This window comes from Rhizobium sp. NZLR1b (assembly GCF_019685155.1).
Taxonomy (GTDB): domain Bacteria; phylum Pseudomonadota; class Alphaproteobacteria; order Rhizobiales; family Rhizobiaceae; genus Rhizobium.
Map to the genome: position 1 here is coordinate 31,655 of NZ_JABDWC010000015.1, position 24,541 is coordinate 56,195.

Here is a 24,541-nt window from a genome sequence, read left to right on the forward strand (position 1 = left end):
CCGCGGGCCGTCACATTGCCGCCGAGAGGCTTGGAACATGCGCTACACGTTTGCCATAGGCGATATTCACGGCTGCATCGATCCGCTCGACAGCATGATCGATCGCATCACAACTTACGCTTCCGAGGGGACTGTGGTTTTCCTTGGCGACTATATCGATCGTGGGCCTGACAGCAGACGTGTCCTCGACCGGCTCATTGCCGGTCCGTCCGACCCGTGGCGCTGGATCTGCCTGAAGGGCAATCATGAGGACATGATGGTCGCTGCCTATGCCGATAGCGATAACAGAGCCGTATGGCTTGGCAATGGCGGATTTGAAACCGAGATTTCGTTTGGCGGCAGGGTTTTGCCCCAGCATCTGCAATGGGCGGCCGGTCGTCCGCTCATGCATTTCGATCGGCACCGCATCTTCGTCCACGCCGGTGTCGATCCCGCATTTCCACTGGAGCAGCAGAGCGAGCACGATCTTCTATGGATCCGGTTTCCTCCCGGCCGGTCTGAAGAGTATTGGGGCAAGCATTTGGTCCACGGACATACACCGTCGCTATCCAATCCGGTGACGACAGGAAACCGCACGAATATCGACAGCGGCTGCGTCTTCGGCGGCAAGCTTTCCTGTGCGGTGTTTGATGATGACGTTGCCGGCGGGCCGATTGACTTCATCGAGGTGAAGGCATGAACTTAGCCGCGTCGATAAAGGTGTAAAGCCGCAGACGGCTGAGCGGGAGCAGTGCGCAGCGAGGTATCTATCGCCTCGCTATGACCCGTCAGCAAAAAAAATGGCGAGAACGCTGCCCCGGAGGAAAGATTGATGGCGTTGGCACCATCACTGGCGGCCTATACCTCGCCTGCCGGCAGCAAGCCGCAGCCAGGGCGCCAAATGGAAGCCGCTCATCAGCAGGTACATCGGCACCATTCCGCCGATCGGCAGGAAATCCGGCGTGGTCGTGCAGATCATGTCGGCGCTGCTAGCCGTGGCCGTCAGCAGCGCCATGAGCGCAAATGTCGGGGCGGCGGCGAGCGACAGCCAATCAGCGGCGGCGAGGGTGCTCCAGGTGGATTTGCCCGGTTTACCGACGGACCCGTCTGCAGCGGCGGCCAGCGAGAGCCATTCGGCGGCGTTGAGGGCGGCGTTGCCGCCCGGGGCAGCCATGCTGGCGCCCGAGGCGGCGTATTCGCCGCCCCTTTTCGAGGTGTGGAGGGGAAGCGGCATTGGAGTCACTCCTTGCCATATCGGTCGTGGTGGCGCCACCAGACGCCGGTTTCGTTGCGTCCCTTGGGAGCGCGGTCGAGCCATTGGTACATGCCCCAGAGCCCGTCGAGCCCGCGGGAATAGCTGGAATAGCTGTGGTAGACGGCGCCATCGGCAAGCTCGAAGGCGCTGACGCCCGGCCGGTCGCGGGTGTAGGTGGCGACATCGGTTTCGGTCATGGCGGCGATCTGCGCCACCGGTCCCTCGCTGCCGCGCAACTGCCATTCCTGCACGGTCTTGCCGGCCAATGGTTCGAAGGCGAGTGGTTCGGGGGCGGGCTGCTCGCGGCGGTAATTATATTCTATGTCGCCCTGGCGCTGCTGCTCGGGGGTGAACCAGACGCTGAAATCGCCGTTGAAGTCGCTGCCGAAGGAGGAGGCCCAGGGAAAGCTCCAGCCCATGCGCTGCTTGAATGCCTGAAGCTTTGCGATCGGCGCCCGCGAGATCGCCGTGAAGGCGACGTCGTGGTTTTCGAGATGAACGAAGAAGCCGTTGAATCCGTCGGCGATCGAGGAGCAGGACGGGCATCCGGCGGTGTAATCCGGCCCGAACATGAAGTGATAGACGAGGAGCTGCGAGCGGCCGCCGAAGAGGTCCTTCAGCGAAACGTTGCCCGCCTCGGTGTCGAAGCGGTATTCGTTGTCGATCCTGACACGCGGCAATTGCTGGCGCTTCATCGCCAGCGCGTCGCTCTGCCGCGTCAGCACCTTTTCCTCTTCGAGCAGATCGAGCCGCGCTTCCAGCCACTCCTGCCGTGTTCCGAGCTGTATCGTCATTGGGTCTTCTCCTTTGCCTGTCTATCGTCGTAGCATCCGGCGCAGGGTTGCCAGCCGGTCTCACGCAGATTACGGCCGGGCAGGGGAATAACGGGAGTGACAAGTGTGACGGGATTTGAATGGACTCGCTGATCACAGCCGCGGCGCGGGCGCTGGCATCGGGCGATGCACTCGGCGCGCTGAAGCGGGTGGCGTTGCGCGACGATGCGCCGGCACTGGCGCTGCGCGGCATCGCGATGGCACAGCTTGGCGATCTCGTTCGCGCCAAGGCGCTGTTGAAGAGTGCGGCGCGCGCCTTCGGCCCACGGGAGGCAGTGGCGCGAGCGCGCTGCGTGGTCGCCGAGGCCGAGATCGCGCTCGTCTCGCGCGATCTCACCTGGCCGCCGAAGGCGCTGGAAGCGGCGCGCAAGGTGCTGGATGCGCACGGCGACAGGGTCAATGCCGCCCATGCAGGCAATGTGGCCATTCGCAGGCTGGTGCTGATCGGCGGCCTCGACGAGGCCGAGCGCTCGCTCGCAGCACTCGATCCGACGCCGCTGCCGCCGGCTCTGCGGGCTGCCCACGAGCTGGTGGCGGCTGGCATTGCCGTCCGCCGCTTGCAGACGAGGGCGGCGCGTTCGGCGCTTGACCGGGCAAGGCTTGCAGCGCGCGCGGCCGATATCCCGGCTTTGACGGCGGAGGTCGAAGCCGCCGCCCTGGTGCTCGATACTCCGGCGGCGCGGCTGCTGTCGCGCGGGCAAGAACGTCCGCTGCTGCTTGCTGCGGTGGAAGAGCTGCTTTCCTCCGGCATGCTCGTCGTCGATGCCTGCCGCCATGTGGTGTGGAACGCTGGGACGGCGGTCTCGCTGGCGACGCGGCCCGTGCTGTTTGCGCTCGCCCGCGCACTTGCCGAAGCCTGGCCGGCGGATGTGGCACGGGGTACGCTCATCGCCCGTGCCTTCCGTGGCAAACACGCCGATGAATCGCATCGCGCCCGGCTGAGGGTCGAGATCGGCCGGCTGCGCGCCGAGCTGCGCGGACTGGCGGAGGTTTCGGCGACGAAGCGCGGCTTTGTGCTTTCGCTGCCCGGCGCCCGGGAGATTGCCGTGCTGGCCCCCCTCGTCGAAGGGTCTCATGGGGCGGTGCTCGCCTTTCTGGCCGACGGCGAGGCTTGGTCGAGCTCGGCCTTGGCGATCGCGCTCGGAGCGAGCCCCCGCACCGTGCAGCGGGCGCTGGATTCCCTGGCTGGGGAAGGCAAGGTGCAATCACTGGGGCGCGGGCGGGCACGGCGCTGGATGAGCCCGCCGCTATCGGGTTTCCCGACGATCTTGTTACTCCCCGGGCCGCTGCCGAGCGATTAGGATCGCCCGAGTTATAAGCAAGCCGAGTTTTAGGGAAGCCCGAGTTACAGGAAGGCCCGAGTTACAGGAAAGCTTGAGTTATAGGGAAAAGAGATGAAAAAATCAGCTGCGAATATCCTGCGTGAATATGGACCGTTTCCCGGCGCCGAGCGCGTCAATGGCGTCACCTTCGACGGCGCGCATGTCTGGTTTGCCTCGGGCGACCGCCTGAACGCGCTCGATCCCGCAAGCGGCGAGGTGGTGCGCTCGATCGAGGTCGCGTCCCATGCCGGAACGGCCTTCGATGGCGAGTTTCTCTATCAGATCGCCGAGGATGTCATTCACAAGATCGACCCGAAGACCGGCCGCATCCTCTCCACCATCCCGGCGCCCGGCAATGGCGGCGATTCCGGGCTTGCCTGGGCCGAAGGCACGCTCTGGGTCGGCCAGCACCGAGGCCGCAGAATCCATCAGATCGACCCGGAGACGGGCAAGATCCTGCGCACCATCGAATCCAACCGAGTCGTGACAGGCGTTACCTGGGTCGACGGCCAGCTCTGGCACGGCACCTGGGAGGGCGACGACAGCGACGTCCGGCGCATCGACCCCGAAACGGGGGAGGTGCTGGAACGTCTCGACATGCCCGAAGGCGTCGGTGTCTCCGGCCTCGAATCCGATGGCGGCGACTGCTTTTTCTGCGGCGGTGGCGGCAGCGGCAAGGTTCGCACGGTGCGCCGGCCGGGGTGAGAGCCACGCGCCACCGTGGTAGGGCCCGGTCGCGCGAAGTGGGAGCGATCGATCCAATAGATCGATTTGCGGGGACGCAATGGCAAGGACGGGACGAGACGTCGTTGACGCTGCGCCGAAGACGCCGATGCGGCATATCCTCTCCCCGGCGGCCGTTTGCTCACCAGCAATCAGTGCGAAGCCGGAAATTGACACGAGCGCACTTGCAGAATTTCGATCGAGTGGGCGATTGATTTCGTCACTTAACGATCTACCTTCGCGGTTTCGGGCGAGGGCTTTGCCCGAAGCCGTTATGACCGCGGGAAAGACTTTGAAGCATCTGCACACAACGCTCGGGCCTAGGAGCAAATCTCAACTGGGGATGATCCTCCCGCATGAGCACGTCTTCGTTGACCTCAGGACACCCGACCAGCCCGGTTATGCCGAAGCAGAGACCGACGCCGTCGTTCGGCTGATGGCCCCGGAAATCGAGCGGATCAAGAAGCTCGGGGTGACGGCACTCGTCGAATGCTCGACGGGCGGCGTCGGACGTCGTGCGGATATCGATCTTGCCGTGTCGCTTGCTACGGATTTTCCGATTGTGGTTCCCACCGGCAATTACCGCGAGCCGTGGATCCCCGAATGGGTCCGCTATGCTTCCGAGAAGGAGCTTGAGGCGTGGATGCTTCGCGAGCTGACGGAGCAGATCGGCGAGACTGGGTTCCAGGCGGGCTGGATCAAGCTCAGCGCCGGCGATGACGGCATGACGGCGCTCGAGACGAAAATCCTGCGGGCAGCCGCGCGCGCGGCAGCGCAGACAGACGCCGTCATCGGCAGTCATACGATCAGAGGACGGGTCGTCATGGATCAGCTCGATGTCATCGAGGCGGAGGGCTACAGGGCCGACAGGTTCATCTCGATCCATACGCAGGAAGAAAAGGACTTCGCCTACAACGTCGCCGTCGCCGAGCGCGGCGCTTGGATCGAGTATGACCATGTCGGCAGGGCCGGGGACAAGGAGGTGGCGGAACTGGTGATGAAGGCGCTGGAGGCGGGCTGCGGCGACCGCCTGTTGTTGAGCCATGACCGGGGCTGGTTCGATCCGGCGCTGCCGATGGGCGGGACACCCAAGCCGTACACCCATCTTTCCACGGTCCTGCTGCCCGAGCTAAAACGGCGGGGCGTGGACGACGGGACCCTGATGCGCCTGACCCACGAGAACCCGTTCGAGGCTTTCGCCCGATAGGGGCAGGGGGCGGGCGAAAGAAACCTACCGGCGTAACCGTTTTCCGAGAAGCGCGATGATCACGTGAGCGGGGCGCCGATATCAACGGCCTGCTCAAAATCCGCAACTTGTCCGCATCGATGAGATCGGCCGGCGTCACGATGCCCTTGGCGGTGATTTCCTCTCCGAGGCTCGCAATCTCAGTACGACGATACGCCGACTTATACCGCTGGATCCTCATCGAACAAAAGCGCCATGCCGATCGCATCGATGAACCGGCCGTCGATACGCGCGGCGCGCCGAATTATGCCCTCGCGCACGAACCCTAGTTTTTCATAGAGTGCGATCGCCCGGAGATTGTCTTGGTAAACATCGAGTTCGACCCTGATAAACCCGACCTCCTGCGCGGCCCTTAATGTCGTCTCGATGAGCTTTCGTCCGAGACCCTGGCCGCGATAGGCCGGAAGAATCCCCATGCCAAGCTTTCCGCGATGGACGTGCGACGGGAAGAAATGCCGGTTGATGTCGCACCAGCCGACGACCTCGTCTTGAGCGATAGCAACGAATTGCGGATTGGCTTTTGCAATCATGCCCATCACGAAGGCGCGCGTTTCCGGTAGCGGCGTCGCTTCCAGCATGGACAGGTATTTTTTCTCCCGCGCGACCACATCGAGCGTGCGATGAAAGCTGTCGATTTGGGCAGCAGAGATCGGTTCGATCCTGACGTCTGACGTATCCGGCGCGGCGGCGTCCATGCGCTTCTCCTTCGACGATCGCGAATGCATTCGGCGGCATGCCGCGGACTTTAGGGGAGCGTATAATTCACGGTCCGTCAACCTTTGCGTGTCAATTTCTCGGCAGCAGGCGCCATCAAAAGGTTGCAGATATTGAAGGTCAGGCTAACATCCCACATTACATTCGTCTTGGTGACACTCACCTGCGCGGCGGCTGTGTTGCTGTGCGGATTTGCCTGGCTCGCCGCCGTGAAGGTCGATGATCTCTCGCTGCGCCGGCAGGCCGACTTTGTCGACCAAGGACTGGAAGAGCAGATCGCGGCGCTTCCCCGAGAACAGGAAAGCATTGCCAAATGGGACGATGCCTTCCTTTATGCCAAGCAGCGGAACCATGAATGGCTGCTCGACAATATCGGCCGGTGGACGAGCCAGTATTTCGGGCACGACAGGACTTATATCTTCGACGATACCAATCGCCTGATGTTTGCGTTCCGCGACGGCGCGGATGCCATGCCGCCACGGCTCGGCAGCGACGACGGCCAAGAAATGACAGCACTCGCCGGGGAGATGCGCGCGGTTCTTGCCGAGCAGGCTGCAAAGCCCGGCACCAAACCGCTTGGTCAACTGGCGACGGTTCGTACGATCATGATCGGCAGCCGGCCGGCAATCGCCAGCGCGCGTCCCATTCTGCCGAGCTCGGCCAGGATGCAGGTCGAAGCGGGCCAGGAGTTCATCGCCGTCTCGGTCAAGTTCATCGATGAAAAAGCCGCCGAAAGCATCGCCCATTATGCGCGCCTCGAAGGATTGCATTTCGCGTCGAAAAGTGAGGACGGGCGCGCTGAGGTGCCGGTCTCGTCACGAGACGGCGGCACGATCGGTTATCTCGTATGGTCTCCTATCCTGCCCGGATTCATGCTGCTTCAACAGATCGCACCGGCTGGGCTTGGCTGCCTGGCGCTGCTGATCGCTGTCGTGTTCTGGCTCGGGCGCGGTCTTCATCGCACGTCGCTGACCTTGCTGGACAGCCAGGCTGAGATCACCCATCACCGCTACCATCTGGAAGAAATGGTGGCCGATCGAACGGCAGAGATCGAAAGGCAGAGAGAGGAACTGGACCGGCTGCTGGTGCACGAACGCCAGGTCAATGCGCTCCAGCGCCAGTTCGTTGCCATGGCGTCGCACGAGTTTCGCACGCCACTCGCGATCATCGATGCCGCCGCCCAGCGGCTCTGCCGCTCGACCACCAATGTCAGTGGCGGTTACGTTCACGAAAAGGCGGGCGTGATCCGCAGCGCGGTGGTGCGCATGGTCGATCTGATGGAGAGCATTCTCGCCAGCGGCCGGCTCGAAACCGGACAGATCACACTGAAGCGGAGCGAAGGCGATCTGAAAGCGCTGCTCGTCGCCTGCTGCGACAGACAGCGCCACCTCAGCCGCTCGCATGTGCTCCATCTCGATGTCGAGTCGATGCCCGATCTGTTGACGTTCGACCGCAGCGCGATGGAACAGGTCTTCACCAACTTGATTTCGAACGCCGTCAAATATTCGCCCAACGCGCCGAACATTTATGTTCGTGCCCGGGTTGAGGAAAAGACGGTAGAGATCGCTATTGCCGACAGCGGCATCGGCATGGATTCGGATGATCTGCCGAAGCTGTTCCAACCCTATTATCGCGCTCGCAGTGCTACGGGCATTGCCGGAACCGGCATCGGCCTGAACGTCGTCAAGCAGGTCGTCGAATTGCATGGCGGTACCGTTGAGGTGACGAGCGAGCTCGGCAAGGGCACAACATTTATCATTCTTCTGCCAATAGAGTTTCTATTGTCGGATCAGCACGTCGCAGCTTAGGGAAAAGCTTATGGTTACAGTCCTGTGCATAGAAGATGAAGTCGAGATCCGGAACCTCCTCGTCGAGGAACTGAGCGAAGCCGGGTACAAGACGCTCGAGGCCTCGAACGGCGCCGAAGGGCTGGAAATGATCCTGTCGAAATGGCCCGATATCGTCATCAGCGATATTTCGATGCCGGTCATGGACGGACACCAGCTTCTGGCGGAAATTCAGATCAATCACCCCGAGCTCTCCAACATCCCCTTCATCCTGCTGACGGCGCTGACCGACCGGGAAAACACGCTTGCCGGTCTGCGCGGCGGAGCGGCGGACTATCTGACAAAGCCGCTCGACTTCGACCTGCTGCTCGCCAAGCTTGAAGGTTGCGTGACGCGGCTGGAAAATGACAAGGCGGTCAATCGGTCGTTTTGAGGAGTGGTTTGGGCGATGATGAAGAGTGTGCCGTGCGGCCCCTGGCCCGGCATCAACTGGCGCCTAACCTCTCCCAGTCATTCCTGTGCTTGTCACAGGAATCCAGCCACGGCGCGTCTGCGCCGTGAATGACTCCATGCAGCCTTCAAGAAAGTCTTCCGCGCCCAAGGACTTGGGCGCACTGGATTCCTGTGACAAGCACAGGAATGACGGAGGAGAGGTGGGTGCGAGATGACCACGGATGCCGCACGCTGCTGCCCGCAGCATCTCGGCCCAGTCCCCGCCTCACACTCCTTACCTCCCCAACACATCCCCCAGCATCTCGAACACTTTCGCATCTAGGGTCTGCGACACATTGAACCGCATGAAATTCGTCGCCGATTGCGACAGGCTGAAGGCATTTCCGGGAGCCAAAACGATTCTCTTTTCCAATGCGGCCCGCGCCACATCAGCGGCATCGACGCCATCGGGCAGGCGGCACCAGAGGAACATGCCGGCCTGCGGCTCCAGCCAGGGCACTATCCCCAGGCCCTTCAGCCTGGTCGAGACTTCGCTCATTGCCCGGGAGAGCCGCTGTCTCAGCGTCTCCACGTGTTTGCGATAGCTGCCGTCGCTCAAGACGTTCAGCACCAGCTCCGCCGTCAACCGGCCGCCGCCGAAGGAGGTGGCGATCTTGAGGTCGGTCAGGCCGTCGATCCATTCCGGTTTTGCGGCGACGAAACCGCAGCGGGCCGAGGCCGACAGGGTCTTCGAAAAGCTGCCAATGTGGACGACCCGTTCGAGGCCGTCGAAAGCGGCAAGGCGGGGGGCCGGCGCATGCTCGAAATCGGCAAAGATATCGTCCTCGATGATAGTGAGGTCGAATTGATCGGCGAGTTTCAGAAGCCGATGGGCCGTCACCGGGGAAAGCGTTGCGCCGGTGGGATTGTGGATGCCGGAGTTGGTGATGTAGAGCCGCGGCCGCTTCTCGGCGACGACTTGGGCAAATCGCTCGATATCGGGACCGGACGGCGTGTAGGGCACGCCGACAATCTTTGCCCGGTGGGCGCGCAGAAGCGCGTGGAAATTGAAATAGCAGGGGTCGTCGACCAGCACCGTGTCGCCGGGCTCGAGCAGGAAACGGCAGAGCAGATCGATTGCCTGGGTGCCGGAGTCGGCCAGCATGATCTGGTCGGGGGAGGCTTCGATCCCTCGTTCGCCCATGCGGCGGCAAATCAGCTGTCGCAGCTGCGGCAAGCCGAGCGGCGAGCCGTAATCGGCGAGCGCCGGTCCATCGGCGCGGGCAAGGGTTCTGAGCCCGCGGCGCATGCCTTCCCCCGGCAGCCAGGAGGGCGGCAGCCAGCCGCAGCCGGGCTTCAAGGCGGTTTCATCGGCCTCCAGCGATTGCCGGGATATCCAGAAGGGATCGACGGCGCGGTCGAGCTTCGGCCCGGCCTCGGCAAGCGCAAAGGGGGCTGCCTGGTTGGCGACGTAAAAACCCGAGCCCGGCCTTGCCAGGATCGCGCCTTCGGCGACGAGGCGCTCATAGGCGTCGACGACGGTCGAGGTCGACAGCTTCAATGTCGCTGCCAACCCCCGGACCGAAGGCAGCCTTGCACCGGGTGTGAGGCTGCGCCCCGCGATGCGCTGCCGGATCGTCGCGACGACCATCTCCACGCGCGTGCGTGCTTCGTCCATCTGTACTGCTTCCGCACCATAACAGTTTCGCGAAACCGTATCAGATTGTCACTGTCATGACTATCCGTATTGGCCGATAAGCGTGAAAGCAAAAAGGAGTGCAGCGCATCATGGAGCGCGAGATGGACCGCATGACGTCGGGATGGATCAATGGCTTTATCGGGGTGGTGATCTTCAGCGGATCGCTGCCGGCCACCCGTGTGGCGGTGATGCAGTTCGATCCGGTCTTCTTGACCGTGGCGCGTGCGGCGATCGCTGGCGTTCTGGCGCTTGGCCTGCTGATCGCTTTCAGAGAGAAGCGGCCGAGCCGGCGCGACATCCTCTCGCTTGCCATCGTCGCGCTCGGCGTCGTGGTCGGTTTTCCCCTGCTGACGGCGCTGGCGCTGCAGCACGTCACGTCAGCGCATTCCATCGTCTTCATCGGGCTGCTGCCGCTCTCGACGGCGGTCTTCGGCGTGATCCGCGGCGGCGAACGCCCGAAGCCGGCATTCTGGCTGTTCTCCATTCTCGGTAGCGCGCTGGTGGCGGGTTTCGCATTGATGCAGGGTCTGACCGCGTCGCCGGTCGGCGATCTTTTGATGCTGGCGGCGATCATCGTCTGCGGCCTCGGTTATGCCGAAGGCGGCCGGCTTTCGCGCACGTTCGGCGGATGGCAGGTGATTTCCTGGGCGCTGGTGCTGTCGCTGCCGGTCATGGTCGCGGTTGCGCTGTTCCATCGGCCGGCGAGTTTTGCCGGCATCGAAACGCCGGCGCTCGTCGGCCTTGCCTATGTCTCGCTGTTTTCGATGCTGATCGGCTTCATCTTCTGGTACCGCGGCCTGTCGCAAGGCGGCATCGCCGCCGTCTGCCAGCTGCAGCTGCTCCAGCCTTTCTTCGGCTTGGCGCTCGCCGCCACCCTGCTGCACGAACCCGTGACCTGGGCGATGCTCGCCGTGACGGTCGCCGTCATCCTGTGCGTCGTGGGTGCACGCAGGTTTGCGCGCTAGGGGAGAGTCCCGAAGCGGTCTCAGTCAGGTTTGATCGAAGGCTTCGGGCTGCAATTGCCCGATCCTCATCAGATGTTGCAGCGTGTATGACATCGACAGAGCATCGTCGAGCCCGTCATGCGCCCGTAGCGGAGGATGGTCGACGCCGAAATAGTCGGCCAGTTTGTTGCTAGGCGTCTTTGCCAAGTCCTCGATCGGCATGCCCGCAGCAATGAGAAGCTTGACGGCGTTGTCGAACCGATGGGCGGGGATGGAAGGTGGAATGCCTGCAATATAGCAACTGATGGCCATCATGTTCAGCTCATCCTTGCCCCACGACCAAAACCGGGCGCCGTCCGAGAAGCTGTCGACACCGGAAAGCGCATCCTGCAATGCCACGCCATGAGCATCGATGTCTTCTCCGGAAATGCTCGTCAGATCGGTGAAGTAAGGATCGAGCGGATATCTTTTGCCGAGGCGGTCGATGGGCCTGACATAAGACTTGTATGTATCCAGGATCGGATACTCTCCCTCGAGGCCGAGCTTGACGGCGCCGATCATTGCAACGACGGGGTCGGGATCGTGGGCCGCGCACCAAAATCTGCGTTGCGAGCCTTCGAGGCAGAGAAATTCACAGTCGAATATGATGGCGGTCTTCATTGTCGGCATTCCCTCCAGGCTGGTAGCCGGCACGGAAATTCCCGCACCGGTCTATACGTCGGCGGTCACAAAGCCGCCGCTCAATCGTCAGCAAATGGCCCCGTTACCGCCGCACCGTGCCCTCTTAGAGGTTCCATCGTCGCGACCTCGCCAGCCCTTGAGCGGCTGAGCGATCGACCGAGGCGGTCTTGCTGCCGACAAATCATGCACGTGAAAAAGGAACGAATATGATCACTCGTTACACACCCGTCGCAACGATGACCGCTGCGGTCTTCAGCCTGCTTGCTTTCAGCCCGGCCTCCGCTGCTGAGATGGCCCAGGCACAACAGCAGCCGTCGGCACAAGCGCAGCCGCCGGCACAGGGTCAGGCGCCGATGCAGGGACAACCCGGCGGCAACGGTGCGCCCGCCGCCGTCAGCGATCAGAAAATCGAGGCCTTTGCCGTTGCCTATCTGCAGGTCGACAAGGTCCGGCAGGAATATTCGGCCAAGATCGGCGCGACGAAGGACGAGGCTGGCAAGCAGAAGCTGCAGGCAGAAGCCAAGAAGCAGATGGTCGACACCGTCGAAGCCTCGAACGGCATCTCCGTCGAGGAATACTCCTCGATCCTGACGGCCGCGCAGAGCGACCCGGCTCTGGCCAAGAAAGTGCTGGAAAAGATCGGCACGCCGCCGCCGGGGCAGCAGCAGCAATAGGCTTAAACCGAAACGACGGGGCGGGCGGGCTGAAAGTCCACTTCGCAAGCACTTCCCGCGCCCGCCCCAATTCTGATGCGGCCTACTTGGCGGGCACGACCAGCGCCTCGCCCTTGCGCACGATGTAGGTCGCCAGCTCCGAAGCCTCGCCGTTGCCGACGTTCTTTGCCGAGTGCACCACGCCCGACGGAATGAACAGGGACTGGCCGGCCTTGAGCGTCACCGGCTGCCTGCCTTCGAGCTGATATTCCAGCGTTCCCTCGAGAACAAAGGCGATCTCTTCGCCAGGATGCGAATGCTTTGGCGCGAGAACGCCGGGAGCGAAATCGACGCGCACCTGAACGGCCTCATGGCCGGGCACGTCGATATCGTTTTTGATCAGATCGGTGCGTTGCAGCGGCTGTTCCGCATGCGCTGCCGTGGCGGCGCCCAGAGCGAGGGCGAGCGCCATAGCCTGGATCATTTTCATCGTGCCATCCTTCCTAAATTGACCTTTCCGGCTCGTTGGCCGCAAGGGCATTTCAGTCGATAATTGAACCGGGGATGTGTCGGGAAATCGGCATTTTTGTAAGCGAGTGTATCTAGGCAGCGGCGGCTCCGGGCTGTTCGGGTGGCGGGATTTTATCTTCTGTCCTGCCGTGCAAGCCCCCCTCTGGCCTGCCGGCCATCTCCCCCACAGGTGGGGAGATTGGCAAGTGGCTAAACCTTCCCGCCCGTCTACCGTTCGGCATGCTGTGACGCTTGTTGTTTTGGGAAGCCCTTGCGCCAGGCGATCTCCCCACCTGTGGGGGAGATGCCCGGCAGGGCAGAGGGGGGCTTGTAAGGTAGGACAATCCGGCCGATTCCCGTACCTCAAGCCGCCGACGTTGAGCCTCTAACCCCAGCCAGCGTCGCAATATCCGTCACACCACCCGATGACTCGAAGTCGAAGATCTTCTGGGTCACCAGCGCAGCCGCACCCCGGGCCCAGGAATTGTCCTCCCAGTCGGGCAGCAGCGGCGGCGCGGTCCTGAAGGTGCGGGCGGCCAGCGCCTCGCGCAGCGGCGTCAGGAAAGGGTCGCCGAGGGAGACGGCTTCGCCGCCGGCGACGATGACTTCGGGATCGGTGATGTTGACGAGATTGGCAAGGGCAGTGCCGATGCCGCGGCCGGAATCTCCGACAAGGGCGAGGGCGGTGGCGTCGCCTGATGCGAGCGCCTTGCGGAGATCGGGAAGACCGAGTTCGTCGCGGCCGATTGCCTCCCGCCAGCGCCGGAGCATCGAGATTTCGGAGTGATAGGCCATCAGACAGCCGCGCTTGCCGCATTCGCAGAGCCGGCCGTTCTCCTCGAAAAGCGTGTGGCCGAACTTGCCGGCGGCACCATTGGCGCCGCGATAGAGCTTGCCGTCGATGACAAGTGCACAGCTGATGCCGACGCCGACGGCCAGCACCGCCATGTTGCGGTGCTGGCGGCCGAGGCCGAAGAGCTGCTGGGCAATGGCATAGGCGTTGGTGTCGTCCTCCAGCCAGACCGGCACGTGGACGCGGGCCGCGACCAGCGCGGCGAGGGGGACGTTGTTCCAGCTGAAGCGGTGGCTGCGCACGCAGGCTGTCTGCTCGTGATTGATGACACCGGGCATGGAGATGCCGATGCCGGCGAGCCGGGCGTCGGGCCGGCCGGCGAGCTTCACCAGTTCGGGCACGGTGGCCGCCAAGAGGTCGGCGACCTGATCAGGGTCGTGGCCGTTAAGGCTGACCCGCATGGCGGCGACCGGGTTGGTGGCAAGGTCGGTTGCCACGCACTCGACCGAATCCACCATGAGTTTGAAGCCGACGGCAAGCGCGTGTTCGTAGTTGATATCCACCGGGATCGGCCGGCGGCCCGTGAGGCCGGGCACGGTCTTGCCCTCGATGACGATGCCCTCCTCCAGAAGGTCGGTGACGACGAAGGTGACGGCGGCCGGACTTAAGCCGATGACGGTGGCGATATCGGCGCGGCTTCTCGGCCCCTCGCGCCTGAGAAGGTTAAGAATGAGGCGTCGGTTCATGGCTCTCGCCGTGGTCTGGTCGCCTTTTAACTTCACGATGCATTCCTTAATTTTGTAAATTAATTATTGCGGGCCGAAAAGATCTATGCATAAGTTCGGCCGCGGATCAACTCAGCCAAGCGGATTATCGCTGGAATTGCGGGTCGATCGCATGTGTTGAAGGCCTGGTCGGTCGTTTCATGGAGGAGGCGGCGGTCGGGAGATATCGATCGATCAACTGGGAGGAATTCAATGACATTTTTGAAGCAATTTCCGTCGACCACCCGCAGACGCTTCCTGAAGGGCGCGGGCCTGGTTTCCGCCGCGGCTTTTACCGGCAGCTTCCCGATCCCGGCGATCGCGCAGGCGCAGGAGGTGACGATGATCTCCGCCGAAAACAACGGTGCTGCGCTCGACGCGCTGAAGGCGATCGCCGCGGGCTTCAGCAAGGAAGCCGGGGTCAACGTCGTCATCAACAACATGGACCACGAGGCCCACAAGACGGCCATCCGCAACTATCTGGTGGCCGGTGCCCCTGACGTCTGCTCCTGGTTTTCGGGAAACCGCATGCGCGCCTTCGTCAAGCGCGGCCTGTTCGACGATATTTCCGATCTCTTCGAGAAGGAAAAGTACAAGGACGTGCTCGGTGCGACCGCAGGGGCCGTCACCGAAGACGGCAAGCAATATGGCCTTCCCACAGGCGGCACGCTCTGGGGCATGTTCTACCGCAAGGATGTGTTTGCCGAGCATGGCCTGACGGTGCCGACGACGGCGGAAGAGTTCATGGCCTATGGCGAAAAGTGCAAGGCGGCCGGCATCACACCGGTGGCGATGGGCACCAAGGAATTGTGGCCGGCGGCCGGCTGGTTCGACCAGATGAACCTGCGCATCAACGGACTCGACAAACACATGGCGCTGATGAACGGCGAGATGAGCTATCTCGACCCGTCGCTGACCCCAGTTTTCGACCAGTGGGAAGCGATGATTTCCAAGGAGTTCTTCACGGCGAACCATACCTCCTTCGGCTGGCAGGAGGCGGCGGCGCTCCTGGCGCAGAAGAAGGCCGGCATGATGAATTTGGGCGCCTTCCTGCGCTCGGCCTTCACTGCCGAGGACCTGCCGCAGCTCGCCTATGCGACCTTCCCGGTGCTCGACCCCAAGGTCGGCCACTTCGAGGAATTCTCGGTCAATTCGATCCACATTCCCGCCAAGGCCAAGAACAAGCAGGGCGCGCGCGAATTCCTCGCCTATTTCTACAAGCCCGAGAACCTGGCTGCCTATCTGGAGCCGGGCGGCAACGTGCCGCCGCGTCATGACCTGCCGCCGAGCAAGGACCCGCTGGTCAATGTCGCCGTCGAGGTCATGAAAACGGTGCAGGGCACGTCGCAATATTACGACCGCGACAGCGACCCCGATATGGCCCAGGCAGGCCTCGTCGGTTTCCAGGAGTTCATGGCCAAGCCCGACCGACGCAAGGCGATCCTCACGCGGCTCGAGGGGACGCGTAAGCGGATCTATAAGATTTAGAGTTCTCCTCCCGGAGACGCTGGGAGTGGGCCTGTGCCCGCTCCCGAGGGGCGGCGGTATACGCACCGCCGCTCCAAAATGTGGAGGTGTCCTCCACACCTTCCGGAGCAGGCATAGGCCAACTCCTGTCATAATTGAGGCTCCAGAGATGTTAATGCTATGGCGCCGCCAGCGTTGGTGGCTTACCCCGACTTTGCTCATCGCGCCGGCGATCGTGCTGTTTTCTACCGTCATCCTGCTATCGGCCGTCCGCAGCGTCTGGATCAGTCTGCACGACTGGGATGGGTTCGGCCCGATGGTCTGGATCGGCTTCGGCAATTACGTCGAGCTCTATAACGATCCGCAATTCTACGTGTCGCTTAAGAACAATCTGATCTGGCTCGTCATGTTCATGGCCGCGCCGCCGATCGGGCTTGCCATCGCGCTCCTGGTCAACCAGAAAATCCGCGGCATGCGCTTTCTGAAGTCGCTGTTCTTCATTCCGCTGGTGCTGGCCTCGGTCACCGTCGGCGTCGTGTTCACCTGGGTCTATACGCCGGAATTCGGGCTGCTGGCGCTGATCTTCAAGGCGTTCGGGGCGACGGCGCCAGCGGTGCTCTCTGATGAGCATTTCGTCACCTTCGCCATCGTCATCGCCGCCCTCTGGCCGCAGGTCACCTTCTGCATGGTGCTTTATCTCGCCGGCCTCAACAATCTCAGTGAAGAGCTGATCGGTGCGGGGCGCGTCGACGGGGCGAGGGGCTGGAACATGCTGTGGCACATCGTGCTGCCGCAACTGACCCAGGTGACCTTCATCGCCATCGCCGTCACGGTGGTCGGGGCGCTCCGCTCCTTCGACATGGTGTCGGTGATGACATCAGGCGGGCCGTTCGGCTCTTCCTCGGTTCTCGCCTACCAGATGTTCGAGCAGTCGATCTTCTCCTACCGCTTCGGTTACGGCGCGGCGATCGCCTCGGTGCTGTTCGTGATCATGGCCGTGTTCATCGTCTGGTACCTCACCCGCATCATCCGTACCGAAGAGAGGGGAGGCTGATGTATCCTCGTCCCATTCCCGAGGCCGCCGTCTGGCAGCGCCGCCTCTATGTGCTTACCGTCATCATCGTGCTGCTGCTCTGGCTCTGCCCGCTGTTTGCGATCATCCTCACCTCGTTCCGCTCGACCGAGGATGTCATGGGCGGCAATCTGTGGGGATGGCCGACCGGCATCGGCGTGATCGACAATTACACTGCGGTCTTCACCCAGACGCCGATGGCCCGTTATTTCCTCAACAGCCTGATCATCACCATTCCCTCGGTGATCGGCGTGCTGGCGCTCTCGACGCTCGCCGGCTACGTGCTGTCGCGTTACCGCTTTCGCGGCAACATGCTGATCTTCGCGCTGTTTGTCGGCGGCAATTTCCTGCCGCACCAGATCATGATGATCCCGGTGCGCGACCTGATGGTGCGGCTCGACCTGATCGATACGACGGCGGCGCTGATCATCTTCCACGTCGCCTTCCAGACCGGTTTTGCGACACTGTTCATGCGCAATTTCATCGCCGCACTGCCCGATGAACTGTTCCAGGCGGCCCGCGCCGAAGGCGCCTCTCCCTTCCAGACGCTCATCCATGTGGCGATCCCGCTGGTGCGGCCGGCGCTGGCCGCACTCGCCATCCTGATCTTCACCTTCATCTGGAACGACTATTTCTGGGCCGTGGTGCTGACCGTCAGCGATAGCGTCAAGCCGGTGACGGCAGGCCTTGCCAATCTGCGCGGCGAATGGGTCTCGGCCTGGAACCTGATTTCCGCAGGCACCATCGTCGTCGCCGTGCCGCCGGTGGTGATGTTCTTCCTGATGCAACGGCATTTCATCGCCGGCCTGACCATGGGGGCGGTGAAGGGATGAGTGCCGCATTTTTCGTTTCAACAAGAGAGGGCCAGGACATGACCAGTCTCGAACTTCGGCAGATCAACAAGAATTACGGCGCCTATCATGCGCTACGCGGCATCGACCTTTCGGTCGCGCAAGGCGAGTTCATCGTCATGGTCGGTCCATCAGGCTGCGGCAAATCCACGCTTTTGAAATCGATCGCCGGCCTGGAGGAGATTTCCTCCGGCCAGATCCTGATCAACGGCCGCGATGTCAGCAAGCAGGAACCGGGCGATCGCGGCATCGCCATGGTCTTCCAGTCCTATGCGCTCTATCCGCACATGACAGTGGCGGAGAACATGGGCTTCGGCCTGCGCATGGCCAAGCGCCCGAAGGCCGAGATCGAGGCGGCCGTGGCGCGCGCAGCCAAGATCCTCCGGATCACCGATCAGCTCGACAAGCGGCCGAAGCAGCTGTCCGGCGGCCAGCGGCAGCGCGTGGCGATCGGCCGGGCGATCACCCGCTCGCCCGAGGTCTTCCTGTTCGACGAGCCGCTGTCGAACCTCGATGCGGCGCTTAGAACCCAGATGCGCGTCGAGCTCAGCAGCCTGCATGCCGAGCTTGGCGCCACCATGGTCTATGTCACCCATGACCAGGTGGAGGCGATGACCATGGCAAGCCGGATCGTCGTCCTCAACCGGGGGGTGATCGAGCAGGTCGGCTCGCCATTGGAGCTTTACCGCAATCCCGACAATCTTTTCGTCGCCGGCTTCCTCGGCGCGCCACGGATGAATTTCCTCGGCGTCACCGTCGACGACGTGTCCGGCCGCAACGTGACGGTTTCGGCGCCCGGTCTCGTGCCGGTGACAGTGGAACTGGCGCAGGCGACGGCGCTGTCGAAAGGCACCAGCCTGACCCTCGGCGTTCGTCCGGAGACGATATCGATGGTCGCCGATGCCAGTCAGGGTGGGGCGATCGAAGGCCAGGTCCGGCTGGTCGAGCATCTCGGCCGCGAGACCATCCTCTATGTCGACGCCGGCAATATGCGGACCATCGCTTCGGAAAGCGGCACCGGCAACATCACGGTGCAGCTGAGTTACGTCGCGCCCTTTGCCGCCGAGCAGAAGGTGGCGCTGAAGCTTGACGCCAGCGAGCTCTATCTCTTTTCATCCGAAGGCGGCCGCACGATCAGCGCCCGCAAGACCATTCTCGACAGATAGGAAAGACCATCCCGTGTCCGACAAGACCCTCTCCGTATGGAACACCGTCAAGACCGACCGCTTCCTCGTCGGCGCCCCGCATTATCCCGAGCATGTCGATGAAAGCTATTGGGAGCGCGACGCCGAGCGTATGGCGAAGGCCGGCTTCAACACCGTCAGAATGGCCGAATTCGCCTGGCATATTCTCGAGCCGAAGCTCGGCGCCTTCGACTTCGATCTCTTCGACCGCGCCATCGCCATGCTCGGCCGCTACGGCATCGATACCATCCTATGCACCCCGACGGCGACGCCGCCGCGCTGGCTGACCGTGGCCCATCCCGAGGTCCTCCGGGTCGACGGCAAGGGCCGCCCGATGAGCCACGGTTCGCGCCAGCACTGCGACACGGCAAGCCCTGTCTTGCGTGAACACAGCCGGCGCATCACCAAGGCGATGGCCGAGCACTATCGCGACAATCCGCATGTCGTCGGATGGCAGACCGACAATGAGCTGAACACCAGCATGCCGGAGAGCTTTTCCGAGGCGACGCTCACCGAATTCCAGGCTTACCTTGCCGACACATACGGCGAGATCGGCAAGCTCAACCGCGCCTGGGGCGGCGATTTTTGGGCGACGGCCTATGATGGTTTCGACCAGGTGGTGCTGCCGATCGAATTCGGCCCGACCTTTCCAAGCCCCGGCCATCTGCAGGATTACCACCGCTTCCTCGCCTTCTCGACGGCGCGCTTCCAGCACGACCAGGTCGAGATCCTGCGCGCGGTGAAATCCGCCTGGTTCATCTTCCACAATCTCGGCGGCCTGCGGGATATCGATTTCCGCGGCCAGTTCAGCAAGGATCTCGATTTCGTCGGCTATGATATCTATCCGATGCTCTATGACGAGTTCCAGCGGCTCGGCAACCACGCCAAGGTGCAGGCGCTGCACCTCGATATCTGCCGCGGCTTCTCCGGCAACTACATCGTGCCCGAGCAGCAATCGGGCTTCGGCAGCCAGCCGGGCTTCTGCACGCTGACGCCGGAACCGGGCGAGCTACGCCGCATGGCGCTGTCTTCGGTCGCTCACGGCGCCGACGGCTTGATGTTCTTCCGCTGGCGTCCGGCCCATTTCGGCGCCGAGATCTACTGGATGGGCATCATCGACCATGACGATGTCGCCCGCCACCGCTATGAGGAAGCCAAGCGCTTCGCCACCGAGATGATTGCGCTGCAGCCGAAGATCCTCGGCACCTATGTGCGCATGGATGTCGGCATCGCCGGTTCGGATTTCGACAACCAGGAAGCTCACAAGACCTATCCGATCGGCCTGCCGAGCCCGCAGGACGATGCGATCCTGCTGCACCAGCATTGCTATGATCGCGGTATCGCCTGCGGCTTCATCCATCCCGAGGACGATCTTTCCAGGTTGAAGCTCTTCTATGTCCCCCATTGGGTGATGTGGAAGGACGAATGGACGGCGAAGCTCGAAGCCTTCGCGGCGGCGGGCGGCACCGTCGTCATCGGCGCCCGCACCGGCACCCGCAATGAAGACAACCACGTCATCCGCGAGACCGCCCCCGGCACCACCCTTTCGAAGCTGACTGGCGTGTGCGTCGAAGATTTCGGCCGTCTGACCGCGCCGGGCGCCAACGGCCTGTTCGACGTGATGGAGCGCTCGGGCGGGCTCGTCATCCCGCCGAACAAGCCGGCCGAATCCCATCGCCGCGAACGCCGCTTCAAGATCGGCAACCGCGAAATCACCGCCGGCCACTTCTATGAAAACCTCGCCGTCGACGGCGATGTCGAAGTGATCGCCGCCTGGTCCAACCGCTATGCCGAAGGCCAGGCGATGGCAACCTCCCGCAAGGTCGGCAAGGGGCAGGTGGTCTATCTCGGCACCTATCTCACGCCTGAACTGACCGAGGCGCTCACTGAACGCCTCTTTCCCCAGGCCGGGATCGAACCGCTGGTCGGCGGTCTGCCCGAAGGCGTGGAGGTGACGATGCGGATGAATGAGGAACGGCGGCTGCTCTTCGTGCAAAACTATACCGACCAGCCGGCGTCTATCGGCGGCGTGCCGGCCGGGCGGGACCTGCTGGATGGGGAGAAGCCGGTGACGGGTAGGCTGGATCTTGGAGGCTATGGCTGTGCGATTGTTGAGCTGGAGGGGTGAGGCCGTGGCGCACCGCCCGTCCTTCGAGGCCCCTGCGGGGCGCCTCAGGATGAGGCTCTATGGGGCGCTGGCGCGAGACGGTGTCGTAACAGTAGACGTAGCAAAACCACGGCATTCCACCACCTGTAATTGGGCGCGGCACTCTCCAACCTCCCTCATCGGACAGAGGTTTCGCAGCATGCGTTGCCCCGGCGTCCGTAAGCGATAGGCTTCGGGTAGTGGCGTCCATTATCCGACTGGTGTGCTCGCCGGATGGTGTGCCGGAGCCGCATGGGCAAGTGTGTGCTGGTAGGTCGGTCGAAGTTATCTGAATGGCGGCGCGGATAGAGGCAGGTGAAGCGGGAGGAATTGTCTACGGTATTTTGTCGTCGACGGTTTTTCACCCGGCATGTTGATAGGGGTAGCCTCATTGCTGCAAAGCGCACAACCGCGACAATTGCGATTGCGCCCAGTCGCGAGCGGTTTGTTGAGTATTTTCGAGACCAGACAGAAGGCCACCGATTTCTCCGCTGATTTGGATATCGGAATCCAAAATCCGACATGCGGCGGTATCAAGGGACACGGTAGCCAAAACGTCACTATCAAGCTGTGGCAACTGAATGAGGTCCTCAGAACCGGACTCACACGTCAACACTGCCCTTGCCGAAAGAGTACTGACACCACTCGGAAAAGTACAAATCTTCACCGAAACGAGCTGAAATCTGGCGGTTTGATTAGGGCCAATAGGAATCTGTTCGCACAATTGTAGCGTGGCAATTGATCGGGCGATCGCAGGCCACTCAGGGCGATCGAGTGGCGATCGGCATTCTGCGAACGCTGGCGCGTGAAACAAAACGGCGACGGCGAACGGAATACAAAGAGCCTTGATACCGTTCCCAAGCGATTTGCTCATTGTCGGTCCTTTGCGCAACGGCCTCAGGGTGCCCTGTTGTAAATCGTTATTAGGGTGGAATCGCGGCACCCCCGATGACGTCGTCTGGACCTTAATATCCTGGCCGACGGGAGGCGGTGGGGAGCCCTCTTGGTCACATTCCATTATCACATGAATGCCGCCCGCTTCCCGGCTTACAAAGACCTCTCCGGCGTCGACTTCACTACCAGCGAGATAAATGAAGCAACGGTGCGAGTTCATGGATGCGGCGCAGAATGTTGTGCTTATCGGCAGGCCCGGAACAGGCAAAACCCATGTTGCGACTGCCCTTGGCGTTCAGGCGAAAGGTCCGCTTCTTCTCCACGATCGAATTGGTCATCGCGCTTGAGCAGGAGAAGGTAAAGGGCAAGGCGGGGCCTTCGTCTCGGCCAAACCGGGATTGTAGTGGGAGCTTTCCCCTGGTGGGATCGTCCGATTGCGCATGCTTTGCGGCCGACAGCGGAAGCTTTTGGTCCCTGATGCTACCCTGTCACAGCTCCCTCATTGGCCGGTCTGGCAAGAGCGGCAAATTTAGCCAGCACGCCTGCGGTATATCGGGGTTTCGGTTGTTTCCATTCAGCACGCCGCCGCGAAATTTCTTCGTCCTGCAGATCGAGTTGCAGCAGCTTGCGATGCGCATCGATGGTAATCGGATCGCCTTCGCGAACCAGCGCAATCGTGCCTCCGACAAAAGCTTCCGGGGTGACGTGGCCGACGACCATGCCCCAGGTCCCGCCCGAGAATCGTCCGTCCGTGATCAGCCCCACGCTATCGCCAAGGCCCCGGCCGATGATCGCGGCCGTCGGGGCGAGCATTTCCGGCATGCCGGGACCACCCTTTGGCCCGAGGTAGCGGAGGACGAGTATATCGCCCGGCTTGATCTTGTCTGACAGAATGGCATCCATCGCCGATTGCTCGTCTTCGAATACGCGTGCCGGACCAGTGATCACCAGATTCTTCAGGCCAGTAATCTTGGCGACCGCCCCACCTTCCGCAAGATTGCCTTTGAGGATCGCGAGATGGCCTTCGCTATAGAGCGGCGCATCCAGGTTCCTTATGACATTCTGATCTACCTTCGGTTGGTCCGGCACCGTTTCCAGTTCTTCAGCGATCGTGCGACCAGTGATGGTCAGGCAGTCCCCATGCAGGAGCCCGGCATTGAGCAACAGTTTCAGCACCTGGGGAATGCCGCCCGCCTGATGCAGGTCTACCGCCATATATTTTCCGGACGGCTTGAGATCGCAGATAACTGGAACCTTGCGGCGGATGCGCTCGAAATCGTCCAGAGACCATTCGACCTCGGCCGCGTGGGCGATCGCCAGGTAGTGCAGAACGGCATTGGTGGAGCCGCCGGTTGCCATGATCAGGGCCACGGCATTCTCGATGGCACTGCGCGTGACGATGTTACGAGGCGTGATACCTTTCTTCACGGCCTCGACCAGCACTCTGGCCGACGAAGCTGCACTCTCGATCTTCTCGTGGTCCGGATTGGCCATGTTCGATGAATAGAGCAACGACATGCCCAGCGCCTCGAAAGACGAACTCATGGTATTGGCCGTAAACATACCCCCGCATGAACCTGTGGAGGGACAGGCATTGCGTTCAATCCCGTCAAAATCTTCCTGGCTCATTTTTCCGGCCATGAACGCACCGACCGCCTCGAAGGAAGACACCACGGAAAGCTTTTGTCCCTTCCATCTGCCCGGCTTGATCGTCCCGCCGTAAACATAGATGGCGGGAACATTTGCCCGAAGAATTCCCATCATCCCGCCTGGCATGTTCTTGTCGCAGCCACCGATGACGAGTACCCCGTCCATCCACTGGCCCTGAACGGCAGTCTCGACACAATCGGCAATCACCTCTCGGGACACCAGCGAGTACTTCATGCCCTCGGTGCCCATGGACATACCATCAGAAATCGTCGGGGTACCGAAAACCTGGGGATTGGCTCCTGCCGCCTTGATCGCCGCGATCGCCGCATCCGCCAATGGTTGCAGTCCTGCATTGCAAGGCGTGATCGTGGAGTGCCCGTTGGCAATGCCGATCATTGGTTTTTCGAAATCGGCTTTCTTATAGCCCAGCGCATAATACATGGCACGATTGGGTGAGCGAGCCACCCCTTCGGTAATATGCTTTGATCGATCATTGAAGGGCATCACATGCCTCCGGCCTCAGTCCACGCGAACTGACGAGACGCAATCATTACCATAAGATCGTATAGATCAGTTTTCCTTTCGGCGAGCCTGTAGGACTGTTTTGGGCCGACAGCGGAAATAATTTCCGCTTCGCGCCCTCATTTCGGCCGTTGGAGCATAGCTTGCACCTGCCGCAACGCAGAGATTGTCTAGTTTCAAGATAACGGCATATTTGCGCCGCCGATAGCGGAAGTAAGCGTCGTCGCCTTCATGTCTCGGCGAAGCTGCTTAAATGTTTCGCAAAGCATCCTGTCTTCATTCTGGGCTATGGGCTCATCGCCACCTGAGCAAGGCGGTCCAGCGGAAAAGTCATGCGAGACTCGGGCTGGTTGACGCGTTTTGTGGAGCGACTGAAAAAGCATGGCACTGCGATCCAGACCGCCGTTCTCGCGCAGCGCA

The 24,541-nt window shown here is 62.0% G+C and carries 22 protein-coding genes and 1 pseudogene; 14 read left to right on the forward strand and 9 right to left on the reverse strand.

Annotated elements, in window-relative coordinates; genetic code table 11:
- Nucleotides 1-37 precede the first annotated feature (37 nt).
- Nucleotides 38-679, forward strand: coding sequence for a metallophosphoesterase family protein (locus HJB84_RS20565; RefSeq protein WP_207580988.1), 642 nt, complete (start codon nt 38-40; stop codon nt 677-679).
- A 147-nt stretch (nt 680-826) separates the two neighbouring features.
- On the opposite strand, the gene HJB84_RS20570 is transcribed toward HJB84_RS20565, so the two are convergent.
- Complete coding sequence (locus HJB84_RS20570; RefSeq protein ID WP_221116737.1) at nt 827-1,213, reverse strand: hypothetical protein; 387 nt, start codon at nt 1,211-1,213, stop codon at nt 827-829.
- Nucleotides 1,214-1,218: 5 nt separating this feature from the next.
- On the reverse strand, nt 1,219-2,028 hold the full coding sequence (locus tag HJB84_RS20575; protein WP_207580986.1) for a thioredoxin family protein: 810 nt from the start codon (nt 2,026-2,028) through the stop codon (nt 1,219-1,221).
- Nucleotides 2,029-2,147: 119 nt separating this feature from the next.
- Between HJB84_RS20575 and HJB84_RS20580 the strand changes: the two genes are divergently transcribed.
- From HJB84_RS20580 to HJB84_RS20590, 3 genes are all read left to right on the forward strand, one after another.
- Nucleotides 2,148-3,368, forward strand: a complete 1,221-nt coding sequence (locus tag HJB84_RS20580) for a helix-turn-helix domain-containing protein (RefSeq protein WP_207580985.1) — start codon at nt 2,148-2,150, stop codon at nt 3,366-3,368.
- Nucleotides 3,369-3,461: 93 nt separating this feature from the next.
- Nucleotides 3,462-4,094 (forward strand): PQQ-binding-like beta-propeller repeat protein, encoded by a 633-nt coding sequence (locus tag HJB84_RS20585; protein ID WP_207580984.1) that lies wholly within the window; start codon nt 3,462-3,464, stop codon nt 4,092-4,094.
- Between the two features lie 310 nt (nt 4,095-4,404).
- Nucleotides 4,405-5,319, forward strand: a complete 915-nt coding sequence (locus HJB84_RS20590) for a phosphotriesterase (RefSeq protein WP_207584338.1) — start codon at nt 4,405-4,407, stop codon at nt 5,317-5,319.
- A gap of 200 nt (nt 5,320-5,519) precedes the next feature.
- On the opposite strand, the gene HJB84_RS20595 is transcribed toward HJB84_RS20590, so the two are convergent.
- Complete coding sequence (locus HJB84_RS20595; RefSeq protein WP_221116738.1) at nt 5,520-6,053, reverse strand: GNAT family N-acetyltransferase; 534 nt, start codon at nt 6,051-6,053, stop codon at nt 5,520-5,522.
- 84 nt (nt 6,054-6,137) lie between these two features.
- On the opposite strand from HJB84_RS20595, the gene HJB84_RS20600 reads away from it, so the two are divergent.
- Both HJB84_RS20600 and HJB84_RS20605 read left to right on the forward strand, forming a co-directional pair.
- On the forward strand, nt 6,138-7,880 hold the full coding sequence (locus HJB84_RS20600) for an ATP-binding protein (protein WP_207580982.1): 1,743 nt from the start codon (nt 6,138-6,140) through the stop codon (nt 7,878-7,880).
- A gap of 10 nt (nt 7,881-7,890) precedes the next feature.
- On the forward strand, nt 7,891-8,292 hold the full coding sequence (locus tag HJB84_RS20605; protein ID WP_164011395.1) for a PleD family two-component system response regulator: 402 nt from the start codon (nt 7,891-7,893) through the stop codon (nt 8,290-8,292).
- 294 nt (nt 8,293-8,586) lie between these two features.
- On the opposite strand, the gene HJB84_RS20610 is transcribed toward HJB84_RS20605, so the two are convergent.
- On the reverse strand, nt 8,587-9,969 hold the full coding sequence (locus tag HJB84_RS20610) for a PLP-dependent aminotransferase family protein (RefSeq protein WP_207580981.1): 1,383 nt from the start codon (nt 9,967-9,969) through the stop codon (nt 8,587-8,589).
- 122 nt (nt 9,970-10,091) lie between these two features.
- Here HJB84_RS20610 and HJB84_RS20615 point away from each other — a divergent pair, with 122 nt between their 5' ends.
- On the forward strand, nt 10,092-10,955 hold the full coding sequence (locus HJB84_RS20615; RefSeq protein ID WP_221116739.1) for a DMT family transporter: 864 nt from the start codon (nt 10,092-10,094) through the stop codon (nt 10,953-10,955).
- Between the two features lie 24 nt (nt 10,956-10,979).
- Here HJB84_RS20615 and HJB84_RS20620 read toward each other — a convergent pair whose 3' ends face one another.
- Nucleotides 10,980-11,594: a 3'-5' exonuclease gene (locus tag HJB84_RS20620; RefSeq protein WP_207580980.1), complete on the reverse strand. Its 615-nt coding sequence runs from the start codon at nt 11,592-11,594 to the stop codon at nt 10,980-10,982.
- Nucleotides 11,595-11,821: 227 nt separating this feature from the next.
- Between HJB84_RS20620 and HJB84_RS20625 the strand changes: the two genes are divergently transcribed.
- Nucleotides 11,822-12,289, forward strand: coding sequence for a DUF4168 domain-containing protein (locus HJB84_RS20625; protein WP_207580979.1), 468 nt, complete (start codon nt 11,822-11,824; stop codon nt 12,287-12,289).
- A gap of 82 nt (nt 12,290-12,371) precedes the next feature.
- On the opposite strand, the gene HJB84_RS20630 is transcribed toward HJB84_RS20625, so the two are convergent.
- Together HJB84_RS20630 and HJB84_RS20635 are read right to left on the reverse strand one after the other, a co-directional pair.
- Complete coding sequence (locus HJB84_RS20630) at nt 12,372-12,758, reverse strand: cupin domain-containing protein (protein WP_221116740.1); 387 nt, start codon at nt 12,756-12,758, stop codon at nt 12,372-12,374.
- A 383-nt stretch (nt 12,759-13,141) separates the two neighbouring features.
- Entirely contained in the window at nt 13,142-14,353 is a 1,212-nt protein-coding gene (locus HJB84_RS20635; protein ID WP_207580977.1) for an ROK family protein, read from the reverse strand.
- Nucleotides 14,354-14,548: 195 nt separating this feature from the next.
- On the opposite strand from HJB84_RS20635, the gene HJB84_RS20640 reads away from it, so the two are divergent.
- The 5 genes from HJB84_RS20640 to HJB84_RS20660 all read left to right on the forward strand — a co-directional run bounded on the left by HJB84_RS20640 (nt 14,549) and on the right by HJB84_RS20660 (nt 21,037).
- Nucleotides 14,549-15,823 carry an ABC transporter substrate-binding protein gene (locus HJB84_RS20640; RefSeq protein WP_221116741.1) on the forward strand — a complete coding sequence of 425 codons (1,275 nt, stop codon included), beginning with the start codon at nt 14,549-14,551 and terminating at the stop codon, nt 15,821-15,823.
- Nucleotides 15,824-15,971: 148 nt separating this feature from the next.
- Nucleotides 15,972-16,856, forward strand: a complete 885-nt coding sequence (locus tag HJB84_RS20645; RefSeq protein WP_207580975.1) for a carbohydrate ABC transporter permease — start codon at nt 15,972-15,974, stop codon at nt 16,854-16,856.
- A complete protein-coding gene (locus HJB84_RS20650; RefSeq protein WP_207580974.1) occupies nt 16,856-17,707 on the forward strand; it encodes a carbohydrate ABC transporter permease in 852 nt (283 codons plus the stop codon). The genes HJB84_RS20645 and HJB84_RS20650 overlap by 1 nt, the downstream gene beginning before the upstream one ends.
- Before the next feature lie 38 nt (nt 17,708-17,745).
- Nucleotides 17,746-18,891, forward strand: coding sequence for an ABC transporter ATP-binding protein (locus HJB84_RS20655; protein WP_221116742.1), 1,146 nt, complete (start codon nt 17,746-17,748; stop codon nt 18,889-18,891).
- Nucleotides 18,892-18,904: 13 nt separating this feature from the next.
- Nucleotides 18,905-21,037 (forward strand): beta-galactosidase, encoded by a 2,133-nt coding sequence (locus HJB84_RS20660; RefSeq protein ID WP_221116743.1) that lies wholly within the window; start codon nt 18,905-18,907, stop codon nt 21,035-21,037.
- Between the two features lie 406 nt (nt 21,038-21,443).
- On the opposite strand, the gene HJB84_RS20665 is transcribed toward HJB84_RS20660, so the two are convergent.
- Entirely contained in the window at nt 21,444-21,929 is a 486-nt protein-coding gene (locus tag HJB84_RS20665; protein ID WP_221116794.1) for a hypothetical protein, read from the reverse strand.
- A 144-nt stretch (nt 21,930-22,073) separates the two neighbouring features.
- On the opposite strand from HJB84_RS20665, the pseudogene HJB84_RS20670 reads away from it, so the two are divergent.
- Nucleotides 22,074-22,324 (forward strand): annotated as a pseudogene (locus tag HJB84_RS20670) (ATP-binding protein); the annotation flags it as partial.
- Nucleotides 22,325-22,429: 105 nt separating this feature from the next.
- Here HJB84_RS20670 and ilvD read toward each other — a convergent pair.
- On the reverse strand, nt 22,430-24,103 hold the full coding sequence (gene ilvD, locus HJB84_RS20675; RefSeq protein WP_221116744.1) for a dihydroxy-acid dehydratase: 1,674 nt from the start codon (nt 24,101-24,103) through the stop codon (nt 22,430-22,432).
- Nucleotides 24,104-24,541: the final 438 nt, after the last annotated feature.